Consider the following 21,935-nt stretch of genomic DNA (forward strand, 5'->3'; position numbering starts at 1 on the left):
GGCCGGGTTGTTCACCGCACCGGCCCCGTCCCCACGCGGCCGGTGCGGGCCGGGGACGCACGCCGCTCGCCGCGCGTCCCCGGGGCCGGAGCGGTCACCGTCGGAAGCCCTTGCGGTCGCCAGACGGTTCCGTCCCACCCAGGTGGCCGACGGGACCGGAACCGTTACTGTCGGCCGTGTCTGATCGCGCGTACGCGGGGTCTACGAGGTGACGACCAGTGGCGTGCGCCCACGGTCCTGGTGCCGTCGCCGTGCTCGACCAGACCGAGGTAGGCCTGACCGGCCGCGAGGTTGCGCCAGAAGACGGAGGCCTCGACGGGGTCACCCGCGCTCCCCCGCCGCTCGGCCGGGGTGATGGTGGTCGGCCAACTCGGCTTGGTGTCCTTGCCGATCGGTTACGTGTGCTCTCTTCATTCTTTGATGGGGGTGCCTTTCTGAGGCTCAACGCACCCGGTGGCCCGCCCGGTACACCGCGCGGATGTCGGTGACCGCCGAGATGTCGTCGACCGGCGAGCTGCCGAGCGCGAGGACGTCGGCGTCCGCTCCGGGGCGCAGCACGCCCTTGCGTCCGGCCCGGCCCACCGCTTCGGCGGCCTCGGTGGTCGCGCCGCGCAGTACGTCACGGTTCGGCATGCCCAGCTCGGCGAGCTGGGTCAGCGCGTGGGGGTAGACGCCGTGCGGTTTGTCGGGGGCTATGCCTGCGTCGGTGCCGGGAACGATCCGGGCGCCCGAGTCGATGACCTTGGCCACGACGTCCGCCAGGGCGGCGAAGCGCGTGGAGCAGCGCCACTGTGCGCCACTACCGTGCTGCCAAGCCAAGTCGTCTAGGCAAGGACGTGCCGTTGTACACCCTGTGAGACCTCCCGAGAGCTGATGTGTCGCGCGTCGCGCATGTGCGCCGCGCTCCTTTTTGCTGCGGACTTCTCACTGAAACCGGTGTACTTCTGTGCTCAATAGCTGGGTGGTCATGCCCACCTGCCTGCCGACCGTTCTCCGCCGTTGCCACGCGTGCGCGTCCGTGCGCTTCCGGGCAAACGGTAAATTTCGCGTCAACGCAAACCACAAGCTCCTCGACGCCTGGCTCCTCGTGCTCTGCACCGCTTGCGGGGACACGGCAAAGCTCACGGTCCTGGAGCGGATGAACGTGCGCTCCGTACGACCGGAGCTGCTGGACCGGATGCATGACAATGACCCTGGCCTGGCAGCTGAGCTGCTCCAGGATCCGGTCGTGCAGCGCCGTAATCGCATCGCCCTCGACTGGGACAACACCTGGCGCCTCGACATCGGCGGATCGGATCACCTGGACCGCGAGGTGAGCGATGTGCTCGACGTCTCGGTCCGCTTTGCGGCGCGGATCCCTGTCCGACCGGTGCGACTGATCGCTGACGGTTGCGGTCTTTCGCGGGCCGAGGTCGAGCGACTGATCACGGAGGGGAAGCTCGTTTCGGCAGTCCGGCTGAGCGGCAAGCTCTCCGGCGACTTCACCTTCACGCTCAAGCGCTGAGCCCTCCTCGGGATCAGGGGCCTGTCCGGCAAGATCCGCCGGGCAGGCCCTAAGCGAAACTGCAGGCCAGTTGGCCCTCTTCATACGAGTCTGTTTTCGAAGCCCTGGCAGGCCTGAGCTCGGCGGATGACCTTGGAATGGGAACAGGTAATTGTTCACTCGGTAGATCCGGTGGCCTTGGGGCAATGGTGGGCTACGGCTCTTGGTTGGGTTGTGGTCCACTCCCCTGATGAGGAGTTCGAGATCCGCCCGGAGCCGGATCGCCTGCCGGGGTTGGACTTCGTCCGGCTTGATGAGAGCAAGAAGGTCAAGAGCCGACCGCATCTCGACTTCAGGCCTGATGACCAGGACGCCGAGGTGGCTCGTCTGGTGGCTCATAGCGCACAGCGTGTTGATATTGGCCAGGGTGATCAATCGTGGGTTGTATTGGCAGACCCTGAAGGTAACGAGTTCTGTGTCCTTGGCCAGCGGCGTCAGTAACTGAGCGTTTCGTCCGTCAGGGTGCTGGCGGAGCCGGGATCAGGTGGCTCGTGCGGCGATCTCACCGAACGAGGGCATTCCTGGGCAGATCGCCTGTTTTGACCTTGCTGTGTGTGAAGACATCTCGAGTGGTACCGCGGTACCACTCGGACACCGAAGTGTCCCCTGTGGTCCCAGGCCCGCGACCGCCAACTCCCCTAGCTTCGAACGCAGATGCCACGGTACGTCCGTGGTCGAGTTCGAGGCGAGGGCCAGGCACATGATCGAAGCACGTGAGCTGACGAAGCGGTACGGGGACAAGACGGTGGTCGACCACCTGTCCTTCACCGTCAAGCCAGGTGAGGTGACCGGCTTCCTTGGACCCAATGGCGCGGGCAAGTCGACGACGATGCGCATGATCATCGGCCTGGACTTCCCCACCGGGGGCTCGGTCACCGTCAACGGACGGTCCTACTCCAAGCACGGCGCACCCCTGCACGAGATCGGCACGCTGCTGGAGGCCGGGTCCGTCCACCCGGGGCGTACCGCGTTCAACCACCTGATGGCGCTCGCGCACACCCACGGCATTTCGCGCCGCCGAGTGGACGAGGTCATCGAGCTGGCCGGGCTGGGCAGCGTGGCCGGCAAGCGCGTGGGCTCCTTCTCCCTCGGCATGGGCCAGCGGCTCGGCATCGCCGCGGCCCTCCTCGGCGACCCGGCGATCGTCATGCTCGACGAACCGGTCAACGGCCTCGACCCCGAGGGCGTGCTGTGGGTGCGCAATCTCCTCTCCGGGCTGGCCGCCGAGGGCCGGGCTGTGATGCTCTCCTCGCACCTGATGGGCGAGACCGCGTTGATCGCCGACCACCTGGTGATCATCGGGCGCGGTCGGTTGCTCGCGGACACCACGGTGGACGACTTCGTCCAGGAGGCCGGCGGTGGCGGTGTCAAGGTCTCCACCACCGAGGCCGGGAAGCTGCGTTCGCTGCTGGCCGGCCCGGATGTCACGATCAGCTCCTCCTCCGCCGAGGAACTGCTGGTCTCCGGACGAAACGCCCACGAGATCGGGGCGATCGCCGCTGAGCACGGGGTGGCGCTGTACGAACTCACCCCGCAGTCGGTCTCGTTGGAGGAGGCCTTCATGGAACTCACCCACGACGCCGTCGAATACCACAGCGCTCCCGCCGACACCGAACGAAAGGCCGCTTGATGACTGCCGACACCCTTTCCGCGGCGCCCGCTCACACGACGGTTCGGAAGGTGACCGGCCGCCGGGTGCTGCGTTCGGAGTGGGCCAAGTTCTGGTCGCTGCGCTCCAGTTGGATCACCCTGGGCGTCGCTCTGTTCCTGCTGATGCTTTTCGGTGCGATTGCCTCCGCCACCTACAGTCCGGACGCCCTCCCGGCTGACGGGCCGCCCGGCCCGGGTTCCGGAGGCGACAGCGACGCGGTCAGCCTGGCGCTGACCGGCGTCACCTTCGCGTCTCTGGCCATCGGCGTGCTCGGGGTGCTGCTGTCCGCCGGCGAGTACAGCACCGGCATGATCCGCTCCACGCTCGCCGCGGTTCCGCGACGGCTGCCGGTCCTGTGGTCGAAGAGTGCCGTGATCGGGGTCATCGCGCTGGTCCTCACCACGATCGCCGCGCTGGCCGCGTTCCAGCTGGGCGCTCTGGGCCTGGACGGCGAGAAGATCGCACTCTCCCTGGGCGACGACGGCGTGCTGCGCAGCCTGGCCGGCGCCGGCGCCTATCTCGGTCTGGTGGCCGTGTTCGGCGTGGCACTGGGGGTGCTGATCCGCTCCTCCTCCGGTGCCATCGCGGCCCTGGTCGGCATCCTGCTCATCCTGCCCGGGCTGGCCTCGCTGCTGCCCGACTCGTGGTACGACACGATGAACCCCTACTTCCCCAGCAACGCGGGGGCGGCCGCCTACGCCCTGCAAGAGTCCTCGGACGCCCTCTCGCCCGGGGCAGGGCTCGCGGTCTTCGCCGGCTGGGTAGCGCTGACACTCGCCGGGGCGGCATACCGGCTGGCCCGAACCGACGCGTGACCAGCGCACCGACGACAATGGGGGCCATGAGTCCGAAACGGGCGGCAGCCGCCGCGGACACCACCCAGGGGACGGCGGTCCCGCCGTCCCCTGGGCTCGACGCCGCCTGGGGGCATCCCCTACTGGGGCGAATGCTGCGCGGACAGAGTCACCAGCAGCGGTTGGACCGACGGCATCCATGGCTGCTCGACACCGCGGTGGTGCTGATCGTCGCCCTCGTCAGCCTGCCCGACCTGATCTCCGGCGCCCCTAACGGCCCCTTCGGGGAAACGGACTCCCGCGGCGAGCTGCCGTCCGGCGTTCCGTTCGTTTTCGCCGCCGCCCTCATCGTGCCGTTGTGGTGGCGACGCAGGGTCCCGGCCGTCACGTTCTTCGTGATCGCGCTGGTGTCCCTCGTCCAGTGGTCGCTGGGCATCTGGCAGCAGGCCGGAATCAGCATGCTCGTCGCCCTGTACGCCCTGGCTCTGCACGGTTCATTGTGGGTGCTGGGCTGGGCTGCGGGGCTGACCGTCGTCGAAGTGACTCTGGCGGTCTGTGTCATTGTGCCTGTCGAACATCCGCTGCTCGGCCTCTTCTTCCTGCTGGGGACGGCGACCGCGGCCATCGCCATCGGCCTGACGCTCCGTATCCGCCGGATGTATCTGGCGGCGCTGGAGGACCGCGCCAGACGCCTCGAGATCGAGCACGGCCAACGCGTCCAGCTCACGGCCGCGGCCGAACGCTCCCGGGTGGCGCGCGAGATGCACGACATCGTCGGCCACAATCTCTCGGTCATGGTCGGTCTCGCGGACGGTGCCGCGACTCTGGCCGCCAACAGGAACGAGCAGTCCGCCGAGGCCCTGCGCATCCTGGGCGACACCGGCCGGCAGGCCATGGGCGAACTGCGCCGCGTTCTGGGCGTGCTGCGCGGGGAGCAGCAGGATGACGTACGGCCGCTCAGTCCGCAGCCAGGAATCCGCGAGCTGGACCCCTTGCTGGCGCGGGTTCGCGCGGCGGGGCTCGCGGTGACCTACCGGTCCGTGGGCGAGCTCGACTCACTGGGCAGCGGCGTCCAGCTCACCGTGTACCGCATCGTCCAGGAAGCCCTGACCAACACCCTCAAGCACGCGGGTACGGGCACCGCCGCCGAGGTCACCGTGACCGCCGACGCAGGCAAGGTGCGGATACGGATCGCCGACACCGGCGTACCGCAAGGCGCACGCAGGCCGGCGGAGCCGGGGCCGCGGACCGGCGACGCCGGGCACGGCATGATCGGCATCCACCAGCGGGCCGCCATGTACGGCGGTGTCGTCACCATCGGCCCTCGCGAGACGGGGCACGGCTGGATCGTGGACGTCGTACTCAACGTGCCCTCCGCCCCCGCCCTGTCGGTCTCGGGAGAACCTCTGCCATGACCACCGTGCTGATCGCCGACGACCAGCCCCTGCAGCGCATGGGCTTCCGCATGCTCCTGGAAGGCACCCCCGGCCTGAGCCCGGTCGGCGAGGCCGAGCACGGGGCGGAGGCTGTCCGCCTGGCCGCCCAACTGCGCCCGGACGTCGTCCTCATGGACATCCGCATGCCCGGCATGGACGGTCTCGAGGCGACCCGCCGGATCACCGCCACCGGCGGCCGCACCCGCGTGCTCATCGTGACCACCTTCGATCTCGACGAGTACGCGTACGAAGGTCTGCGGGCCGGCGCCAGCGGCTTCCTGCTCAAGGACGCCCGCCCCGAGGAACTCGTCGCGGGCATCCGCGCGGTCGCGACCGGCGACGCCGTCGTGGCCCCGAGCCTGACCCGGCGTCTACTGGACGCCTACGCCCACCAGGTCCTCGCACCGGCGGGCGTCGCGGCGCCGGTGGATCCCCGGCTGCAGACACTCAGCGACCGTGAACGAGAAGTCCTGGTCGCCATCGGCCAGGGCTGGACGAACACGGAGATCGCCGAACGGCTCGTCCTCACCGAGTCCACGGTCAAGAAGCACGTCGGCCGTGTACTCGCCAAGATCGGGGCGCGCGACCGCATCCAGGCCGTGATCATGGCGTACGACGCCGGCTTGGTCAGGGCGAAGCCGTAGCCCGCCTGCGTGGGCGCGTCGGCTCAAGCACGGCCTGAGCCAGACCACTTGGACGGCCGCGCCTTGGCCGACGCCACCAAGCCGACCTTGACCGGCGACATCCCGCAGCCGTACGGATCGCTCAGCGACCGCCGCGGGCAAGAGCCGGGGCGCCGATGGCAGCCCGCTCTGTCGCAGGGTCGCCACCGGCGCCGATCGCCCGGGCTGCTTGCCGCGGAGGCCGGCAGTGGGGTTACAGCGCGGGCCGGCAGAGCGCCGTGACCAGCGCCTTTCGCAGCAGGCGGGTTGCTTCGGCGGTGTCGGAGACGCCGCTTGGCCTGCGCCAGGCCACGTAACCGTCGGGCCGGATCAGCAGTGCGCCGTCCTCGTCGATCTCCGCGCGGCGGGCCCACTCGCCGTAGGCGTCGTGCGCGTCGCGGTCGATGACGACGCCGCGCAGGTCGAGATCGAGTTCCTGGGCCAGGGTGTGGGCGGCATCGGCCCACTGGGTTCCGGACAGGCCGGTCAGGACGGAGAACTTGCCGCCGCCGACCAGGTCGAGTGTCGAGATCCGCTTGCCGTGTGGGTCGACGAGCCAGGCGTGCGGCAACTTGGCGCCGGGGCGGGAGGTCGGGCGTCCGAAGAGTTCGTCATCGCGGGAGATCGTCTCGACGGTGCCGTCGGGGATGACGGCGGCCGACTCGTAGCGCTGGTTGTGCTCGACACCGTGGGCGTTGAACTCGTAGTGCTTCAGCTCGATTGCCTCGCGGATGGCCCGCCGTTTCTTGGCCCCCTCGGCGTCCGGCTGCCGGGCCGCGTGCAGCGCCTTGGCGATGCCCTCCGCGTCGCCGCCGACGACGACGCCAAGGGCCTCGAACAGCGGGAGGAACTGGTCCCGGGAGAGGTTCGCGCGTTCGACGATCTGCTTGGCGACGGGGGCCCGTTCGTCAGTGTAGGTGTCCAGCAGTTCGGGCCCGGCTTGTCCGTTGATGACGGCCGCCAGTTTCCAGGCCAGGTTGTAGGAGTCCTGGACCGAGGTGTTGGAGCCGAGGCCGTTGGACGGGGGATGCCGGTGTACGGCGTCCCCCGCGCAGAAGACGCGGTCGGCGTGCAACCGGGTCGCGTAGGCGTGGTTGACCATCCAGAGCGAGGCGTTGTCGATCTGGACATCGAGATCGTCGTCGCCGACGAGGTCGCGGACGATCGCCTTGGCCGCCTCGTCGGTGAGCGCCGGCGGGTTGTCGATGTCGTAACCCCAGACGATGAGCCACTCGTTCCACGGCCGGACCATACGCAGCAGGCCCATGCCGATCCCGCCGACGTCGGCGCCCGGGCGCATGATCCAGTACAGAACGCTGGGACGGTGCTCGACGTACTGCGCGAGGTCGGCCCTGAAGACGATGTTCATGCTGCCGGCCTTGCCCATCTGCCCCTCCATGGGCAGTCCGAGCTTGTCCGCGACGATGCTGCGGCCGCCGTCGGCACCGATCATGTAGCGGGCGCGCACGGTGTGCTCGTTTCCGCTGGGCCGGTCGCGCAGGCGCGCGGTCACGCCGTCCGCGTCCTGCTCGAAGTCGATGAGCTCGGTGTTCAGCCTGACCACAGCACCCCGCTTGGCGGCGTTGGCCAGGAGGATGGGCTCCAGGTACGTCTGCGGGAGGTCGATCATCCCGCACGGGCTCTGTGCCGTGTACTCGGTGAGGCTTTCGTCGCCGGTGCCCCAGGTGCGGAGGCGGGCGATCTCCTCGCCCAGGAGCGAGGTGGCGAACACCGTGTCGCCCATCAAGGAGCTCGGTGTGCCCTTCTCCAGCGCCTCCTGCTCGATGCCGAGGTCGCGGAAGACCTCCATGGCGCGCTGGTTGGTGATGTGGGCGCGTGGAGTGTCGGCGAGCCATCCGTACTTGGTGACCAGTTGGGTGCGCACTCCGTAGGTGGCCAGCATCAGGGCCGCGGAACCACCGGCGGGTCCGCTGCCGACGACCAGGACGTCGGTGTCGTAGCTTTCAGGCAGGCTCATGCTGTCTCCGTCGGAACTCATCAGGGAATCGCGGGGTCAGTGCCCGAGACGTGCGATGCGGAAGGTGAACTCGAGCAGGCGCCACTCGCCGTCCACGGGCCGACCGTCGGGTGTCGGGCCGGTGCGCGGGGTGAAGTCGGTGATCAGGTCGTCCTTGACGCCGAAGACCGCGTCGCGCTGCCCGGGGGCTCCGTTGAGGTAGGCCCCGCCCCGGACGAACAGCTGGGTGATCAGCGGCTGGTGTCCGGGGGCGTTGATCAGGAAGTGCACATGCGGTGCGCGGTACGGGTGACGGCCCACGGCGGAGAGCATCTTGCCGACCGGACCGTCATTCGGGATCGGGTACTCCGACGGGAGGATCGACCAGAACGTGAACCGGCCGTCGGCGCCGGTGGTGAACCGGGCGCGCAGCACCGGCCCGTCCAGATCGGGGAGTTGGACGTCGTAGAAGCCGTCCTCGTTGGACTGCCAGACGTCCACGACGGCACCGGCGACCGGTTTCCCCTCCGGGTCGGTCACCCGGATGTCCGACCACAGCGGCGTACCCGTGAACCCTCCCGCGATGTCACTGCCGTGCTCCGCGGCAGGCGGCCCGGCCACGTAGAAGGGTCCGAGGATCGCCGAGGAAGTGGTGTCAGGCGTACGGGAGTTGGCGAGGGCGTCGACCACGCTGGACACACCGAGGGTGTCGGACAGGAGGATGAACTCCTGCCGGGTGTCGGTGGTGATGTGGCCGGCCTCGGTGAGGAAGCCGATGGCCCGCTGCCACTCCTGCGGGGTCAGATCGTTGCGGACCGTGTAGCCGTGCAGGGTTCGGACGAGATCGGTCAGCAGCTGCCTGAGGCGCGAGTCCGCGCAGCCGTCGAAGCTCGCCACGACCTCGTCGGTCAGTGAGCTCAGGTTGTCAGGTGCGGACACGGCGGGGCGGTTGCCTTGCCAGGCGTCCCGCAACAGGTCCGCGATACCGGCACGAGTCAGCTCGCGCGGGTTCGGATAGGGCCGTGAGGTGGCCAGTTCCGCCGCGTGGTCCAGGTCGGCTTCGGCCATGCCGAGATCGCGCAGCGACGTCGGGCCGCCGACCCGGTGGATCAGGTCGAAGACGCCGGTGGGCGCGTCGTCCACGCCCAGTGCGCGGGCGATGCGTTCCATCGCCTCCGGAGCGGCGGGCGCGTTGTACGCCATGGCATGTGGCAGGACCACGGTGTGGGTCTCGGCGTGCGGCAGACCGAAGGTGCCGCCCAATGTGTGACAGAGCTTGTGGTGCAGTCCCATGCCAACGGTGCCGAGGCAGACGCCCGCCAGCCACGCCGCTTGCAGCAGCTCCGCCCGTGCCTCGACGTCGGACGGGTCGGCGTGGACGGCGGGAAGGGCACGGGCGATCGCGGCGACCGCCTCCAGGGCCATGGCATCGGTGACCGGGTCGGCGTCCGGCGAGTAGAGGGCTTCCACGGCGTGGGCCAGCGCGTTGACACCGCTGGTCACGGAAACCATGACAGGGAGACCGAGGGTGAGCTCCACGTCGTACACGACCGTTTCCGGCAGGATCGCGGGAGAGGACCGGGTGGTCTTACGGCCGTCCACCGTCTCGCCGAGCACGGGTGTGACCTCGGAACCGGCATAGGTCGTCGGCACGATGACCTGCGGCAGATCCGTACGCACCGCCAAGGCCTTCGACAGGCCCGTCGTCGAGCCGCCGCCGATCGCCACCAGGCAGTCAACTCCCTGGTCACGCACCAGTTCCAGCGCCCGCTCCGTCACCTCGACCGGGGTGTGCATGGCCGCACCGTCGAACTCGGCCGCCAGGAGGTCGCCCAGGTCTTCACGCAGGCGTTCGGTGTCCTTCCGCAGTGCCGGTGACCCGTCGGAGAGCAGCAGTACCCGGGATGCACCCAGCCGCTCCGCCTCCCCGCTGACCCGCCGGACCGTGCCCGCCCCGAACAGCACGCGGCTCGGGCTGGCTGTGTGCACAAAACTCCTCATGAAGCTGCTCTCCACACTGCGGGCGTCAGGGGCGTGTGCCGCAGTATTCAGGCCCATGCGGCCGCCTTTCCTGCACGTTCGCGGCGTCCCTTTGCACAAAAGCAGCGGCGCTCGCTGTGCGGGGCCGTCCTTGCCTGCTTCCGCCGGGGACGGAGAGACTGTGGGGCATGAGCGAGCTCGGGCTGGGAGACACCAATGGAATCTTGGCTCTGCCAGGGGTGCGCCCGGTCCGCAGCAGCGAGGGGCTCGGCTGGGATCGGCTGTACGTGTCCACGCAGCGGGAGTTGCCGTACCGCGAGTCCTTCCCGGGAGCCCGCAGCCACCTGGTGATCCTGCATCTGGACGGCCCGGTCACCGTCAGGCGGGGACGCCGAGGGCTGACCGCCGCACGGCATGTGCCCCGCGGCGGCCTGTTTCTGCACCCTGCTGACACGGAGCTGGACGTGGAACTCGGCGGGCTGTTGAACACCGTGCACGTCTATGTGTCGGACGCGGCTCTCCAGGCCACCGCGGACGACGGCCGGCCGGTGCGGCTCAAGGAGGAGTTCGGGGGCACGGACCCCCTGCTGGAGCAGCTCGTCCTGACGCTCGACGGTGTCGTGCGGCGCTGGGAGCCCAGTGGGCGCACCTATGTGGATCAACTCGCGCTCATGACCGCCGCCCACCTGGCCCGACGGCACAGCGTACGGCAGCAGGACGCCGAGCCGTCGGGACGGCCGACCGGGCTCAGCGACCGCCAGTTCACGGCCGTTCGGGAGCTCCTCGACGCCCGGCTTGCCGAATCCTTGTCGTTGGCGGACCTTGCCTCGGCGGCGGGGCTGAGTGTCAGTCAGTTCGCGCGGCGTTTCAAAGCCCGCACGGGGTGCCCTCCCCATCGATACCTCACGGGCCTGCGCGTAGAGCAGGCCGCCCGCTTGCTGCGTGCGGGGGACATGCCCATCGCGCAGGTGGCGGCGATGTGCGGCTTCTCCCACCAGGAGCACCTGACCAGGGTCATCCGTTCCCACCTCGGTACGACACCGGCGGCCCTGCGCCGCGAGGGTTGACGAGGCGCACAGAGTCACCCGCGGTTGTTGCGAACCCGCTCCCATAGCTGGCGCGTGCGCTGGGTGCGGTTTGTGCTGCGGGTACGTTGTGGTTGGTCGCGCCCGCAGCCGCTACACGACATGTCACCCCTACCCCCTTGCTGGGGTCTGCGGCGCAGCCCCCGTTTCGGGAAGGGGCGGGCTTCGGAAAGGAACCCCCCGTTCAGACGGAGACGCGGGGCTGGTGGGGAAAAATTGAAAATGTCAGGGTTGGCGCATGCCAACTGCCTTCAGGGGTGCGACCCCGTACTGCTACGTGAACTCACTCGCCATGGTTCTGGACCCGGGCACCCCTCCGCCCTCGGCGATCGAGGTTCTGACCGGGTCGCCCTTCGGCGCGCAGATCGAGGGCGGGCTGCCGTACTTCGATCCGCTTGGCTGGAACCCCGATCTCGGCCTCGACCAGGCCATCGGGCTGCTCGGCTGGACCTGTCGCCGGACCACGGGCGGTTCAGCGGACGAGGCCGTCGGCCGGCTGCGGCAGGCCGCCGGGCGAGGGGCGGTGCTGGTCGGGCCCGTGGACGTCGGGCTGCTCCTGCACCAGCCCTGGTCGACCGGCACGCCTAATGGCGGCGACCACTGGGTGACGGTGCTCGGCGTCGACGACCGTACGGTCCTCTTCCACGATCCCGCCGGCTTCCCCTTCGCCACGTTGCCCGTCGATGCCTTCGTCGCGGCCTGGCAGGAGCAACTGCCGGACTGCGCGGGCCCGTTCACCATGCGCAGTGACTTCCGGCGTACCGAACAGGTCGACGTATCGACGGTTCTGCGTCGGTCCCTGCCCGCCGCATTGGGATGGCTCACGGGCCAACACAGCGGTCCTGGCAGGCCTTTGAAGGACGGCGGTGCCGCCGCGGTGGAACGGCTCGCGGACGACGTACAAGCCGGGTTGGACGGCCGTACCCTCATCCACCTCACCGAGTTCGCCATCCGGGTCGGCGGCGGGCGTCTCGCCGACGCCTCGCTCTGGCTGGCCGAGATCGGCGAGATGCGCGCCTCCGAAGTCGCAGAGCGTCAAGCGCGGTTGCTCGGCAGCGTGCAGTACGGACTCGTCGTGGGTGACACGCGGTCGGCCGCCAGTGCGCTGCGGCAACTGGCGGCCGGGTACGACGAATTGGGCGCCGCGCTGATGTGATCCCTTGGCGCGGCTACACCAGGAAGAGCAGTTCGACGGCGACGAGTACGTCTATGACGCCGCACCACTCGGCGAAGGTACGGGCGACGACCTTGTCGAGCCACATGTGCACGAAGTCCCAGACGCCGTGGAAGAACCAGCCGGCCGCCACCAGGTAGCGGCCCAGGTCCGGGTCCACCGCCAGCCCGGCCAGTGCAAGCCCGCCGAAGACGAGCGCGCCTGCGGCCTGGACCCTGAAGATGGCCGGCCCGTGTGGAGTCCCTCGGACGGCGCCCCAGACCAGGAGGACCAGTGCGAGCGCGACGAAGACGGTGGACGGGGCGACCACGTCCAGCGCACGGAGGGCGACCATGGTCGCCAGCCCCGCTCCGAGCACGGGCCAGGTCCACCGGGGCTTCCCTATCTGATTGAGAATCACATACAGCAGCGGCAGCAAGGGCAGGGCGTCCCCGTATCCGCCGACGGTGTCGGCCACGTCCGCCGAACCGCCTCCGATCAGGCCGGGGAGCGAGAGTGCCACGGCCAGCGCCGTCGGCCAGCGCCGCTTGAGCAGCTCGGCCGGGTGCGGCCTTTCCGGCGTCGCATGCGGTGTCGGGGCGGACATGGGGAACCTCCAGGTCGTGAGGTCGTACGGGAAGGGGTTCGGGATCAACCGGTACGGGGGTGGGGTATCTGTTGATGCCTCCAGGCTGCTCTGGGTAGCAATCCGCCAGTAGTGCCGAACCCGCATGTGAGCGCGTGGCGTTGTCACGTCCTCGCATGACATTTGTCATGGGACTTGGGCCACAATGGCCGGATGGGGGACGGGGCGATCGAGCGCGGGACGGGGCTGACGAACTTCCGTCGGTACACGTGGTGGACTGTGCCGGGCATGGCCGCCGGTGTGCTGATCCTCTTCGTCGGCGAGTGGGTCCTGGACGGCGACGTGGCGCTCTGGGCCCGGGGCCCGGCGGCCGTCGCTCTGGTGGTCGAGGTGGTGGCGAGCGTGGTGCTGCTGAGCCGGCGGCTCGCGCTGCTGCCGGTGACCGACGAGCGCCCGGGTGGGCCGCCCACTGGCTGGCTGACTGCCGCGGTGGCGGCCGGAGTTGTGCTCGCGGTGTTCCCGCTGGCCCTGCGCAATTACGGGTTGTGGGCGATCGCTCCCGCCATGGTGGCGGCGATCGTCGCGACGTATCTCTCGCCGCGCCGCAGGCGGCTGCTGATCGCGGGCGCCATGGCCCTCGCGCTGTTGCCCGGAGGTGTCGTCAGCCTGGTCGAGGGGGACGGGGAGCTGCTGTACGCCGCGCTGTTCCCGGCCGGGCTCGTCGCCTTCACCGCCTGGGTGACGCTCGGTCCGCTGTGGGCCTGGGACACCGCCCGGCGGCTGGACAAGGCGCGGCGCCTTGAGGCGGAGCTGGCGGTCAAGGACGAGCGGTTGAGGTTCGCCGCCGATCTGCACGACATCCAGGGGCACCATTTGCAAGTGATCGCGCTGAAGGGCGAGTTGGCGGCCCGGCTCGTCGAGGTGGACCCGGCACGCGCCGCCGCGGAGATGAAGGAGGTGCGGCGGCTCGCGGCCGACGCGCTCAGCGACACCCGTGCCGTGGTGCAGGGCTATCGCCGTACGACGCTGGACGACGAGATCGCCAACGCGACCCGGGTGCTGGCCGCGGCCGACATCGACGCGAGGATGACCCTCGACCCCACGGCCGTCGCCACCGGCCTCAAGAACTCCACCCGCCACCTGCTGGGCCTGGTGATGCGGGAGGCCACCACCAACGTCCTCCGGCACAGCCGGGCACGGCACGCCGAGGTCGAATACCGGATCGCGGACGGCTTCGCCCGTCTGCGGGTGAGCAACGACGGCGCCGACGCACATCCCGGCGCCCTGGAGGGCACGGGGCTGCGCACCCTTGCGGAGCGACTCGGGGCCGCGGGCGGCGAGTTGACCTGGGCGCACGACGGCGACCGCTTCGTGGTGGCGGCGACCCTGCCGGCGGACCAGGCGAACCCGGCCGACTCGGCGAAGGGGGTGGCGCGATGATCCGGCTGCTGCTCGCCGACGACGAGGACCTCCTCAGAAGCGCTCTGGCCGCCCTGCTCGCGCTGGAGAACGACCTCACCGTGGTCGCCGAGGCGGCCACGTCCACCGACGCGGTGCGGCTGGCCCACGAACACCGCCCCGACATCGCCGTACTCGACCTGGAGATGCCGCCCACCGACGGGCTGCGCGCCGCCGAGGAGATCCGGGCCGCCGAACTGCCCACCCAGATCGTCCTGGTCACCCGGCACGCCCGTCCCGCGGTGCTGCGCCGGGCCCTGGCCGCGGGCGTACGCGGCTTCGTCCCCAAGACGACTCCGGCGGCCAGGCTGGCGGAGATCATCCGCGACATCGCCGCCGGCCGTCGCTATGTCGACCCCGACATCGCCGCCTCCGCGCTGACCGAGGACGACTGCCCGCTCACCGACCGCGAACTGACAGTCCTGCGCGCCGCCCGTACCGGCGCGTCGGTCGTCGAGATCGCCGCCGAGGTCCATCTGGCCCCGGGCACGGTCCGCAACTACCTCTCCGCCGCCATGTCCAAGCTCGGCGCCCCCACCCGCCACGCCGCCGCCCACCATGCCTGGCAGCAAGGCTGGATCTGACCTGCAACTCCCCCTCGTTCGACTAAGTTTGGTGTTCGTTGACCGCACAACGATGCGCAGGAGGCACTCTCGTGTCCGATCAAGACCCCCAGCTCGCCGCCGCTGCCGAGATACGTTCCCGGATCGACACGAGCAAGCCGCACTCCGCGCGTTTCTGGAACTACTTCGTGGGCGGCAAGGACAACTACGAGGTGGACCGCGAGATCGGGGACCACATCAAGGAGATCTTCCCCGGCCTCGTGGACGTGGCGCGCACGAGCCGCCAGTTCCTCGGGCGCGCCGTCCGGCACCTGGCCGGCGAACAGGGCATCCGGCAGTTCCTCGACATCGGCACCGGCCTGCCGACCGCCGACAACACCCACGAGGTGGCCCAGAGCGTGGCGCCGAACTCGCGGATCGTGTACGTCGACAACGACCCCATGGTGCTCGCCCACGCCCGGGCGCTGCTCACCAGCACGCCCGAGGGCGAAACGGCGTACATCGACGCCGACTTCTACGAACCCGAGGCCATCCTCAAGGCGGCGGCGAGCACGCTGGACCTCTCGAAGCCCGTCGCCCTGATGATCCTCAACACCCTGGGCCACGTGGCCGATTACGACCAGGCCCGGGCGCTGGTCGCGCGTCTCATGGCCGGTCTGCCGTCCGGCAGTTACCTGGTGATCAGCGACAGCACCGCCACCAGCGAGGGCATGATCGCCGCGTCGAACGCGTACAACGAGAGCGGAGCCGTTCCGTACTACGTACGCAGCGTCGAGGAGATCGCCGGCTTCTTCGACGGACTGGAACTGGCCGAGCCCGGCGTCGTCCAGGTCACCGAGTGGCGCCCGGAGTCCGGCGTGTCGGTGGTCGACGCCTACGGCGGGGTGGGCCGCAAGCCGTAGCGGTACGGCTGCGGGGCGGTCAGGTGGCGAGGAGGGACCTCCGCCTGCTGACCGCCCCCCTGCTACCAGCGGTGGTGGACCTGCGCCCGGATGCTGCGGTCGTACAGCTCCCGTACGGCGTCTAGCGTCGCCTCCGGCAGTGGCGCCAGCGCGGCGGCTTCCGCGTTCGCCCGCGCCTGCTCGGGAGAGCGGGCGCCGGGGATGACCGAGGTCACGCCGGGCTGCTGGATGATCCAGCGCAGCGCGGTCTGCGCGGGCGTCGCCCCCTCGGGCGCGAGTGCCGAGAACTCCGCCGCCGCTTCGAGCCCCGCCTCGTAGTCGACGCCGGAGAACGTCTCACCCTGGTCGAAGGACTCGCCGTGCCGGTTGAACGTGCGGTGGTCGTCGGCCGGGAAGACGGTGTCCTTGGTGTACTTCCCGGACAGCAGCCCGGAGGCCAGCGGCACCCGCGCGATGATGCCCACGCCCGCCTCGGCGGCGGCCGGGAGCACCGCCTCCAGCGGCTTGAGCCGGAAGGCGTTGAAGATGATCTGGACGCTGGCCGTGCCGGGCCTGGCGATCGCGGTCAGCGCCTCCTCACAGGTCTCCACGCTGACGCCGTACGCGGCGATTCGCTGCTCCTCGACGAGGGTGTCCAGGGCGTCGAAGACCGCGTCCGAGGAGTACACGGGTGTGGGCGGGCAGTGCAGCTGTACGAGATCGAGGGTGTCCACGCCCAGGTTCGTCCGCGAACGGTCGGTCCAGGCACGGAAGTTGTCCAGGGTGTAGTGCGCCGGCTCCTGCGCCACGCGGCGGCCCATCTTCGTCGCGACGAGGAGGTCCGCGTCCGGGCGTTCGTGCAGATAGCGGCCGATGAGCTGTTCGCTGCGCCCGTCGCCGTACACATCGGCGGTGTCGAAGAAGGTTACGCCGCTGTCGACGGCGGCGTCCAGCACGGCCAGCGCGTCCTCCTCCTTGACCTCGCCCCAGTCGGCGCCCAGCTGCCAGGTGCCGAGTCCGACGACGGAGACCTGCTGGTTGATCCTGCCGATTACCCGCTGTTCCATGTGTGATCTCTTTCAGTGGTGCCCGTGGGCGCAGTGCGGTGCCGAGCCTCCAGCATCGGCCCTGGGAAGATCGCCCGTCCAACAGAAGAACCCGCACGCATTCATGAACCGGCTTTCTCAATGAGCCCCGTGTCCGCATCCTGCGGCTGAGGGCCGACCACCGGGCCGGCCGTGCGGTAGGCGTGCGGCGCGACGCCGGTCACCCTGCGGAACACGCGGCTGAAGTACGCCCGGTCGGTGAAGCCCACCGCCCGCGCCACGCTCTGGATGCTGTCCTCGCTGCCACGCAACTGCTCGCAGGCCCGCTGGATCCGAAGGCGCGTCAGGTACTCCCACACCGTGAGGCCGTACTGCTGGTGGAAGAGCCGGCCCAGGTGATCGGCACTGACGCCGACGGCCTGGGCGATCTGCCAGCGCGAGATCCGCTGGCGGTAGTGCGTCTGAAGGCAGACCAGAGCCTGGTGGACGAGAGCCCGGTTCCGTCCGGCGGCCTGCGTCCCGTCGCCCGTCATCGCGACGACCAGCCGGGCGGTCTCGTCCGGGGTGAGGATGTCGCGATCGAGAAGGACGAGACCGGGATGGGACTTGGCACGATGGGCTTCGGCGTGGGTGAACCCTTCGGCGCTGAGCAGCAGTACGGGGCACGGCGGACGCCCTCCGACCAGGTGTCCGCCGGCGAGTACTCCCCCGGCCACCCCGCCTCCTGCCAGGCCCTCTTCGCCGGGCCCTCCTTCCCAGAGGCGTCCTTCCAGCACTCGTATCCGGTCGACGAAGTCGAACCCGTCCATGTCCGCGAGCGTCCGCTGCGCGATCACCAGGTGCGGTTCCTCCTCGGCGATCAGGGTGAGCGCCGTAGTGCCGTCGGCCGCGGTACGGACCGGGTGACCGCGTAACGCCGTGGCCACCGAGCGTCTGAGACGTTCCCGCGACGGTGTCGCCCCGTCGACCACGATCACCGGCCGTGGGCTCTTGCTGGGCCGCTGTCCCCGTAGTGCCTGCGCGAGGTCCTCGCCCGTCGCCCCGAACAGCACGAACGGGGTGCCGCTCAGCGCCGGTTCGTCGTACAGGCGCTGCGCCACCCGCCATTCCTCTGGCCCGGCGGCCTCGGCGTCCCACACCACCGCGGCCACCGTGCGCTCGCCGGTGGGCGGGTCGGCGTCCGCGTCGGGGTCGGGGTCGACCGGGCGGAGCCGGAGCCGGTGCTGCCCGGCGAGGGCGGCGACATCCCCGGCGGGCCGCCCCGTACCGACGGCCAGCAGGGTGCGTCCGGCTCCGGCCGAGGGTGCCCGTGGCCCCGGCGCGGCGGGCAGCGGCAGATCCACGGTCAACCGGATGTGCGGCGGGCTGTCGCCGACCGCGTACGAACCGCCGTGCAGCATCACCAGACGACGCGCCGTGGCCGAACCGAGGCCTGCCCCTTCGGCCTCGCCCGACCGCGGGTCCGCGGACGGATCGGCCACCGCCGTGACGGTGACCCTGACGGACGTCGGCGCGGTGCGCGCCGTCAGCGCCACGCCTCCCTGCGTGTCGGCTCGTGCCGCGGCGTCCAGTACATGACAGACAGCTTTGGTCAGCTGTTCCCGGTCGGCGAGCACGGCGGGCAGCCGACGGGGCAGTACGAGTGACCAGTCGGCCCCGCCCGGTGCGGTGGCGGCGACGGCACGGAACGCCTTCACCAGTACGGGACGCGGGTCGATCAGCCGTGGGGACAGGCCGAGTTCGTCCGTCCCGGTGCGGGACCACTCCAGCAGATCGTCGACGAGTCGCAGCAGCCGGTCGGCATCGCGATGCACCAGCTGGAGCGCCTCGGCCCCGCTCGCTTCGCCCTCGCCCGCTTCGGTGCCCGCATGCCGCCGGATCTCCTCCAGCGGTCCGCGCAGCTCTTGGATGACCTGGGTCAGCAGCCGTGTCTTGAACGTGCTGGCCCGCTCCGCGGCGTCACGGGCCCGGCGCACCTCCGCGAACAGCCTGATCCCCTTCAGCGCCGCGCTGATCTGGTCACCCAGCGCCCGGTAGAGACTTCCTCGCCGGTCCGCCTCGTGCCCCGTACCGGATTCGAAGACGGCGAAGCCCAGTTGCTCGTCACCGACGTGGAGGGGTTCGAGTACGAAGGTGAACCGGTCGGCCTCGGGCAGCAGTTCGTCGGGAAGCAGCAGGTGCGCGGGGTACGGATCCGGCTCGGGGCGCGCCCCGCCATGGTCGCCCGATGCGGACGGGACCGGCAGGACCCGCGCCAGTCCGCGGCCGGGGCCGGAGAGCCGGTCCCACGCACCCTCGTAGAGCACCACCCGGCACCCCGGCAGCCCGCCCGCCACCGCGTGCCGCTCCAGCACCTCGCCGAGCCCGTCGAGATCGACCACCGTGGCCAGCGCAGTGCCGAACTCCCGTAGCCGGCCCGCCTCCTGGGCATCAAGCCACCGCTCGTACTCCAGCAGCCGCCGGGAAGCATCGGCCGCCAGCAGCCGCGCCTGTGCGAGGAGCCGCTCCCCACGGACACGCGCGGCCTTTGGCAGACACCTCACCGCGTCGTCCTGTATCTCCAGCAACGCCCGCTCCCATGCCGCCACCGTGTCCGGCCTGCGCACCTGCTGGCCCAACAGGCGCTCCAGCATGGGCAGAAAGCCATGGACGCCGGAGCCATCGGCGTCAGCCGCGGGATCGGCATCCGCCCGCGTGGGATCGGCATCCGCCCGGAACGCCGCCGCCAACTCCCGCCCGGCGCAAGGAAGTACCGCGAACGCCTCGTCGTACGAGAGGTGCCTGTCGGTGAGCGGCCCGTCCGAGAACGACCCGCCGCCCACCGACGCCTGCGCCACCAGCGGCGAAGGGCATCCGCAGGAGCGGCGTACGACCACGGCGCCCGCGACCGCCGTACGGTCCGGCGCAGGCGCGCCCCGCAGCCGGGCCACCAACGTGTCCACGGCCAGCCCGCCCAGCTCCGCGAAGGGCAGCGAGACCGAGGTCAACGGCGGTTCGGAGAGCCGGGCTTCGGGGGAATCGTTGAAGCCGACCACGGCGACGTCCTCGGGTACCCGGATGCCCCGCTCGGCGAGCAGCCGCAGCGCGTCCGCCGCCAGTACGTCGCTGCAGGCGACCACGGCGTCGAAGTCGATGCCTGGCCGCAGCCCGCGGGCGTCCAGCAGCACCCGCATCGCCGAGGCACCGGCGCCTGCCGCGAAGTCGCCTGCGGCGCAGACGAGTTGGCGTTCCGCGGGCAGGCGGTACTGGGCCAGTGCCTGGGTGTAGGCGCGGTACCGGCCGAAGGAGACCGGGTTGGTGAGCGGCCCGCGGATGCACGCGGGGCGCCGTACGCCGTGCCGTGCGACCAGATGGCCGACGAGTTCCCGCATACCCGCGTACGAGTCGAGCGTCAGGGTCTCGTGGTCGTCGACGCCCTCCAGGGCGTGGTTGAGGCTGACGACCGGCAGCTGTCTCAGTGAGCGCAGCAGCCGTTGGGCGTGGTCGCCGGACGCCGGCAGGCCGAGGGTGGAGCTCCAGCAGACGACGCCGTCGAGCCGTGCCCGGTCGACCAGTTCGTACAGTGCGCTCCGCGACGCCTCGCCGCCCGGGCGCAGTGGTCCTCCCGGGAAGCACACGAGGTTCACGTCGCCGCGCTCCGCGGCCCTCAGCGCCCCGGACCACAACGTGGCTCCGACTCCGAGATGGATGTTCGCCGTGACCAGCCCGATCGTGAGCCGTTCCGCTGCCTCCCGCAGCCCCGCGCCTGAGGCGGGTCCCTGTTCCGCCATGTGTTCCTCACTCGTCAGGGGTGCTCCCGGGTGGCTTCCCGGGGATGTCCCATCGGGTGGAGGAACGTAGGGGAAAGCGCTTACCGGGGCAAGACCTGCGGCACGGCTCGTCCGCAGGTCCTGCCCCGGTGTCCGTGCGGCCATCAGGTGCCGCACGGTGGGAATCCGGTGCATACCGGATCAGATGGTGCGTCAGATCTTGCCCACTCCGGCGCCCGCCATCACCGCGGCCTTCACGCCGGAGGCGGCGTCGGCGGTGTAGTCGTACGGGATGCCCGCCACGCTGCCGCCGGCCTGGCCCTCGCCGGAGCCCACGAAGTGGTTGTCCTTGGCCACGAGCGTGCCCGGTCCGGAGTCGCCCTCGCCGAGGTGGAAGGGGTCCTCGGTGTTCTCGAAGTAGTTCCCCTCTACGAGCACGCCGGCGCCCTCGGTGGAGGCCACGCCGTAGGACCCGATGTCGCTGAAGTAGTTGTTCAGCACGTGCACGGGGTTGCCGAAGCGGACCCGGGGGTTGCGCTGGCCGGTGCCGTCGAACCAGTTGTGGTCGTACGTCACCTTCAGCTTGCCGCTGTCCTCGCCGCCGTTGTCGTCGGAGTGGCCCAGCAGCATGTTCTTGTCCTGGTCGTGACTGCGGTTCCACGAAACGGTGATGTTGTTCGAGGCCCGCTTGATGTCGACACCGCCGTCGCTGGCGCCGGAGATGTCGTTGTGGTCGATCCAGACCTTCTCGGCGTACTCGACGTTGATCGCGTCGTCGCCGGAGCCCGAGAAGGCGAGGTTCTGGATGATCACGTTGTTGACCTTGCTGACGTTCAGCCCGCCACCGGTGATCTTGCCGTTGGTGCCGACGCCGACGATGGTCTTGTTGCCGGCGACCTTCGTCATGCCGCTGAGCGAGATGGTGCCGTCGACCTTCACGATCGTGGCGCTGCTGCTCTGAACGGCCTCGGTGAAGGCGGAGGCGTTGGACACGGTGACTGTGCTGCCGCCCGCACCTCCCGTCGTACCGGCGCCGAAACCGATGGGGCCCGCCGCCGCTACCGCTTTGTCGCCTTCCGACTCGGTCGGGGCTCCGTTCGCGGTGGTCGCCGCGGTGACGGCCAGCACAACGGCCGTACCGGCGGCGACGCTCATCAAAGTGATCCTTGCGCTCGTCCTGCGCATGGGATTCTCCATCCGTGGGGGTTTGGAGAGCTGATGTACGCGTACGTCTGACTGAGCCGCGCGACTGGCTTTGCACGATGCTAGAGCGACCGTTGTGGACGATGACGGCGGCTGTGTGGACTATTGCGCGCAGCGGACGAAGTAACGTGTGCGGCGGGATCTTGGCAAGCCTTTGACGAGCGCTTGACGCCGGCGATACGCGGCGA

At 70.1% G+C, this 21,935-nt stretch carries 18 protein-coding genes; 11 read left to right on the forward strand and 7 right to left on the reverse strand.

Annotated features, from left to right (window positions below; all coding sequences use genetic code 11):
* Nucleotides 1–441: 441 nt before the first annotated feature.
* The gene (locus ACYVO6_RS25610) at nt 442–819 is read right to left on the reverse strand and encodes an amidohydrolase family protein (RefSeq protein WP_461064970.1); all 378 of its coding nucleotides are present in this window, start codon (nt 817–819) and stop codon (nt 442–444) included.
* Nucleotides 820–967: 148 nt separating this feature from the next.
* Between ACYVO6_RS25610 and ACYVO6_RS25615 the strand changes: the two genes are divergently transcribed.
* From ACYVO6_RS25615 to ACYVO6_RS25640, 6 genes are all read left to right on the forward strand, one after another.
* On the forward strand, nt 968–1,504 hold the full coding sequence (locus tag ACYVO6_RS25615; protein ID WP_461065467.1) for a DUF1062 domain-containing protein: 537 nt from the start codon (nt 968–970) through the stop codon (nt 1,502–1,504).
* A gap of 126 nt (nt 1,505–1,630) precedes the next feature.
* Nucleotides 1,631–1,984, forward strand: coding sequence for a VOC family protein (locus tag ACYVO6_RS25620; protein WP_461064972.1), 354 nt, complete (start codon nt 1,631–1,633; stop codon nt 1,982–1,984).
* A gap of 259 nt (nt 1,985–2,243) precedes the next feature.
* Nucleotides 2,244–3,173, forward strand: coding sequence for an ABC transporter ATP-binding protein (locus ACYVO6_RS25625; RefSeq protein ID WP_461064974.1), 930 nt, complete (start codon nt 2,244–2,246; stop codon nt 3,171–3,173).
* Nucleotides 3,173–4,009 carry an ABC transporter permease gene (locus ACYVO6_RS25630; RefSeq protein ID WP_461064976.1) on the forward strand — a complete coding sequence of 279 codons (837 nt, stop codon included), beginning with the start codon at nt 3,173–3,175 and terminating at the stop codon, nt 4,007–4,009. Before ACYVO6_RS25625 ends, ACYVO6_RS25630 begins: the two co-directional genes overlap by 1 nt.
* A 26-nt stretch (nt 4,010–4,035) precedes the next feature.
* Nucleotides 4,036–5,403, forward strand: a complete 1,368-nt coding sequence (locus ACYVO6_RS25635) for a sensor histidine kinase (RefSeq protein WP_461064978.1) — start codon at nt 4,036–4,038, stop codon at nt 5,401–5,403.
* Nucleotides 5,400–6,068, forward strand: a complete 669-nt coding sequence (locus ACYVO6_RS25640; RefSeq protein ID WP_461064980.1) for a response regulator — start codon at nt 5,400–5,402, stop codon at nt 6,066–6,068. The genes ACYVO6_RS25635 and ACYVO6_RS25640 overlap by 4 nt, the downstream gene beginning before the upstream one ends.
* A gap of 232 nt (nt 6,069–6,300) precedes the next feature.
* On the opposite strand, the gene ACYVO6_RS25645 is transcribed toward ACYVO6_RS25640, so the two are convergent.
* Nucleotides 6,301–8,064: an FAD-dependent oxidoreductase gene (locus ACYVO6_RS25645; RefSeq protein WP_461064982.1), complete on the reverse strand. Its 1,764-nt coding sequence runs from the start codon at nt 8,062–8,064 to the stop codon at nt 6,301–6,303.
* Between the two features lie 36 nt (nt 8,065–8,100).
* Complete coding sequence (locus tag ACYVO6_RS25650; protein WP_461064984.1) at nt 8,101–10,032, reverse strand: maleylacetate reductase and hydroxyquinol 1,2-dioxygenase domain-containing protein; 1,932 nt, start codon at nt 10,030–10,032, stop codon at nt 8,101–8,103.
* Between the two features lie 179 nt (nt 10,033–10,211).
* On the opposite strand from ACYVO6_RS25650, the gene ACYVO6_RS25655 reads away from it, so the two are divergent.
* Together ACYVO6_RS25655 and ACYVO6_RS25660 are read left to right on the forward strand one after the other, a co-directional pair.
* The gene (locus ACYVO6_RS25655; RefSeq protein WP_461064986.1) at nt 10,212–11,090 is read left to right on the forward strand and encodes a helix-turn-helix domain-containing protein; all 879 of its coding nucleotides are present in this window, start codon (nt 10,212–10,214) and stop codon (nt 11,088–11,090) included.
* A 256-nt stretch (nt 11,091–11,346) separates the two neighbouring features.
* On the forward strand, nt 11,347–12,264 hold the full coding sequence (locus tag ACYVO6_RS25660) for a cysteine peptidase family C39 domain-containing protein (RefSeq protein WP_461064988.1): 918 nt from the start codon (nt 11,347–11,349) through the stop codon (nt 12,262–12,264).
* A 13-nt stretch (nt 12,265–12,277) separates the two neighbouring features.
* On the opposite strand, the gene ACYVO6_RS25665 is transcribed toward ACYVO6_RS25660, so the two are convergent.
* Nucleotides 12,278–12,868, reverse strand: a complete 591-nt coding sequence (locus ACYVO6_RS25665; protein WP_461064990.1) for a hypothetical protein — start codon at nt 12,866–12,868, stop codon at nt 12,278–12,280.
* Between the two features lie 192 nt (nt 12,869–13,060).
* On the opposite strand from ACYVO6_RS25665, the gene ACYVO6_RS25670 reads away from it, so the two are divergent.
* The 3 genes from ACYVO6_RS25670 (at nt 13,061) to ACYVO6_RS25680 (ending at nt 15,770) form a co-directional block, all read left to right on the forward strand.
* Nucleotides 13,061–14,287: a sensor histidine kinase gene (locus ACYVO6_RS25670; RefSeq protein ID WP_461064992.1), complete on the forward strand. Its 1,227-nt coding sequence runs from the start codon at nt 13,061–13,063 to the stop codon at nt 14,285–14,287.
* On the forward strand, nt 14,284–14,889 hold the full coding sequence (locus tag ACYVO6_RS25675) for a response regulator transcription factor (protein ID WP_461064994.1): 606 nt from the start codon (nt 14,284–14,286) through the stop codon (nt 14,887–14,889). Before ACYVO6_RS25670 ends, ACYVO6_RS25675 begins: the two co-directional genes overlap by 4 nt.
* 71 nt (nt 14,890–14,960) lie before the next feature.
* Nucleotides 14,961–15,770: an SAM-dependent methyltransferase gene (locus ACYVO6_RS25680; protein ID WP_461064996.1), complete on the forward strand. Its 810-nt coding sequence runs from the start codon at nt 14,961–14,963 to the stop codon at nt 15,768–15,770.
* 62 nt (nt 15,771–15,832) lie between these two features.
* Here ACYVO6_RS25680 and ACYVO6_RS25685 read toward each other — a convergent pair whose 3' ends face one another.
* From ACYVO6_RS25685 to ACYVO6_RS25695, 3 genes are all read right to left on the reverse strand, one after another.
* Entirely contained in the window at nt 15,833–16,816 is a 984-nt protein-coding gene (locus tag ACYVO6_RS25685) for an aldo/keto reductase (RefSeq protein ID WP_461064998.1), read from the reverse strand.
* Nucleotides 16,817–16,917: 101 nt separating this feature from the next.
* Nucleotides 16,918–20,565, reverse strand: coding sequence for a substrate-binding domain-containing protein (locus tag ACYVO6_RS25690; RefSeq protein ID WP_461065000.1), 3,648 nt, complete (start codon nt 20,563–20,565; stop codon nt 16,918–16,920).
* Nucleotides 20,566–20,757: 192 nt separating this feature from the next.
* Entirely contained in the window at nt 20,758–21,699 is a 942-nt protein-coding gene (locus ACYVO6_RS25695) for a pectate lyase family protein (RefSeq protein ID WP_461065002.1), read from the reverse strand.
* Between the last annotated feature and the right edge of the window lie 236 nt (nt 21,700–21,935).

The sequence above is a fragment of the Streptomyces pseudoechinosporeus genome, from assembly GCF_054783935.1.

What these genes read in the sequence shown, in the direction of transcription:
- ACYVO6_RS25615 (WP_461065467.1), top strand. Translation starts at nt 968, where the DNA reads ATGCCCACCTGCCTGCCGACCGTTCTCCGCCGTTGCCACGCGTGCGCG.
- ACYVO6_RS25620 (WP_461064972.1), top strand. Translation starts at nt 1,631, where the DNA reads ATGACCTTGGAATGGGAACAGGTAATTGTTCACTCGGTAGATCCGGTG.
- ACYVO6_RS25625 (WP_461064974.1), top strand. Translation starts at nt 2,244, where the DNA reads ATGATCGAAGCACGTGAGCTGACGAAGCGGTACGGGGACAAGACGGTG.
- ACYVO6_RS25630 (WP_461064976.1), top strand. Translation starts at nt 3,173, where the DNA reads ATGACTGCCGACACCCTTTCCGCGGCGCCCGCTCACACGACGGTTCGG.
- ACYVO6_RS25635 (WP_461064978.1), top strand. Translation starts at nt 4,036, where the DNA reads ATGAGTCCGAAACGGGCGGCAGCCGCCGCGGACACCACCCAGGGGACG.
- ACYVO6_RS25640 (WP_461064980.1), top strand. Translation starts at nt 5,400, where the DNA reads ATGACCACCGTGCTGATCGCCGACGACCAGCCCCTGCAGCGCATGGGC.
- ACYVO6_RS25645 (WP_461064982.1), bottom strand. Translation starts at nt 8,064, where the DNA reads ATGAGCCTGCCTGAAAGCTACGACACCGACGTCCTGGTCGTCGGCAGC.
- ACYVO6_RS25655 (WP_461064986.1), top strand. Translation starts at nt 10,212, where the DNA reads ATGAGCGAGCTCGGGCTGGGAGACACCAATGGAATCTTGGCTCTGCCA.
- ACYVO6_RS25660 (WP_461064988.1), top strand. Translation starts at nt 11,347, where the DNA reads ATGCCAACTGCCTTCAGGGGTGCGACCCCGTACTGCTACGTGAACTCA.
- ACYVO6_RS25665 (WP_461064990.1), bottom strand. Translation starts at nt 12,868, where the DNA reads ATGTCCGCCCCGACACCGCATGCGACGCCGGAAAGGCCGCACCCGGCC.
- ACYVO6_RS25670 (WP_461064992.1), top strand. Translation starts at nt 13,061, where the DNA reads ATGGGGGACGGGGCGATCGAGCGCGGGACGGGGCTGACGAACTTCCGT.
- ACYVO6_RS25675 (WP_461064994.1), top strand. Translation starts at nt 14,284, where the DNA reads ATGATCCGGCTGCTGCTCGCCGACGACGAGGACCTCCTCAGAAGCGCT.
- ACYVO6_RS25685 (WP_461064998.1), bottom strand. Translation starts at nt 16,816, where the DNA reads ATGGAACAGCGGGTAATCGGCAGGATCAACCAGCAGGTCTCCGTCGTC.
- ACYVO6_RS25690 (WP_461065000.1), bottom strand. Translation starts at nt 20,565, where the DNA reads ATGGCGGAACAGGGACCCGCCTCAGGCGCGGGGCTGCGGGAGGCAGCG.
- ACYVO6_RS25695 (WP_461065002.1), bottom strand. Translation starts at nt 21,699, where the DNA reads ATGAGCGTCGCCGCCGGTACGGCCGTTGTGCTGGCCGTCACCGCGGCG.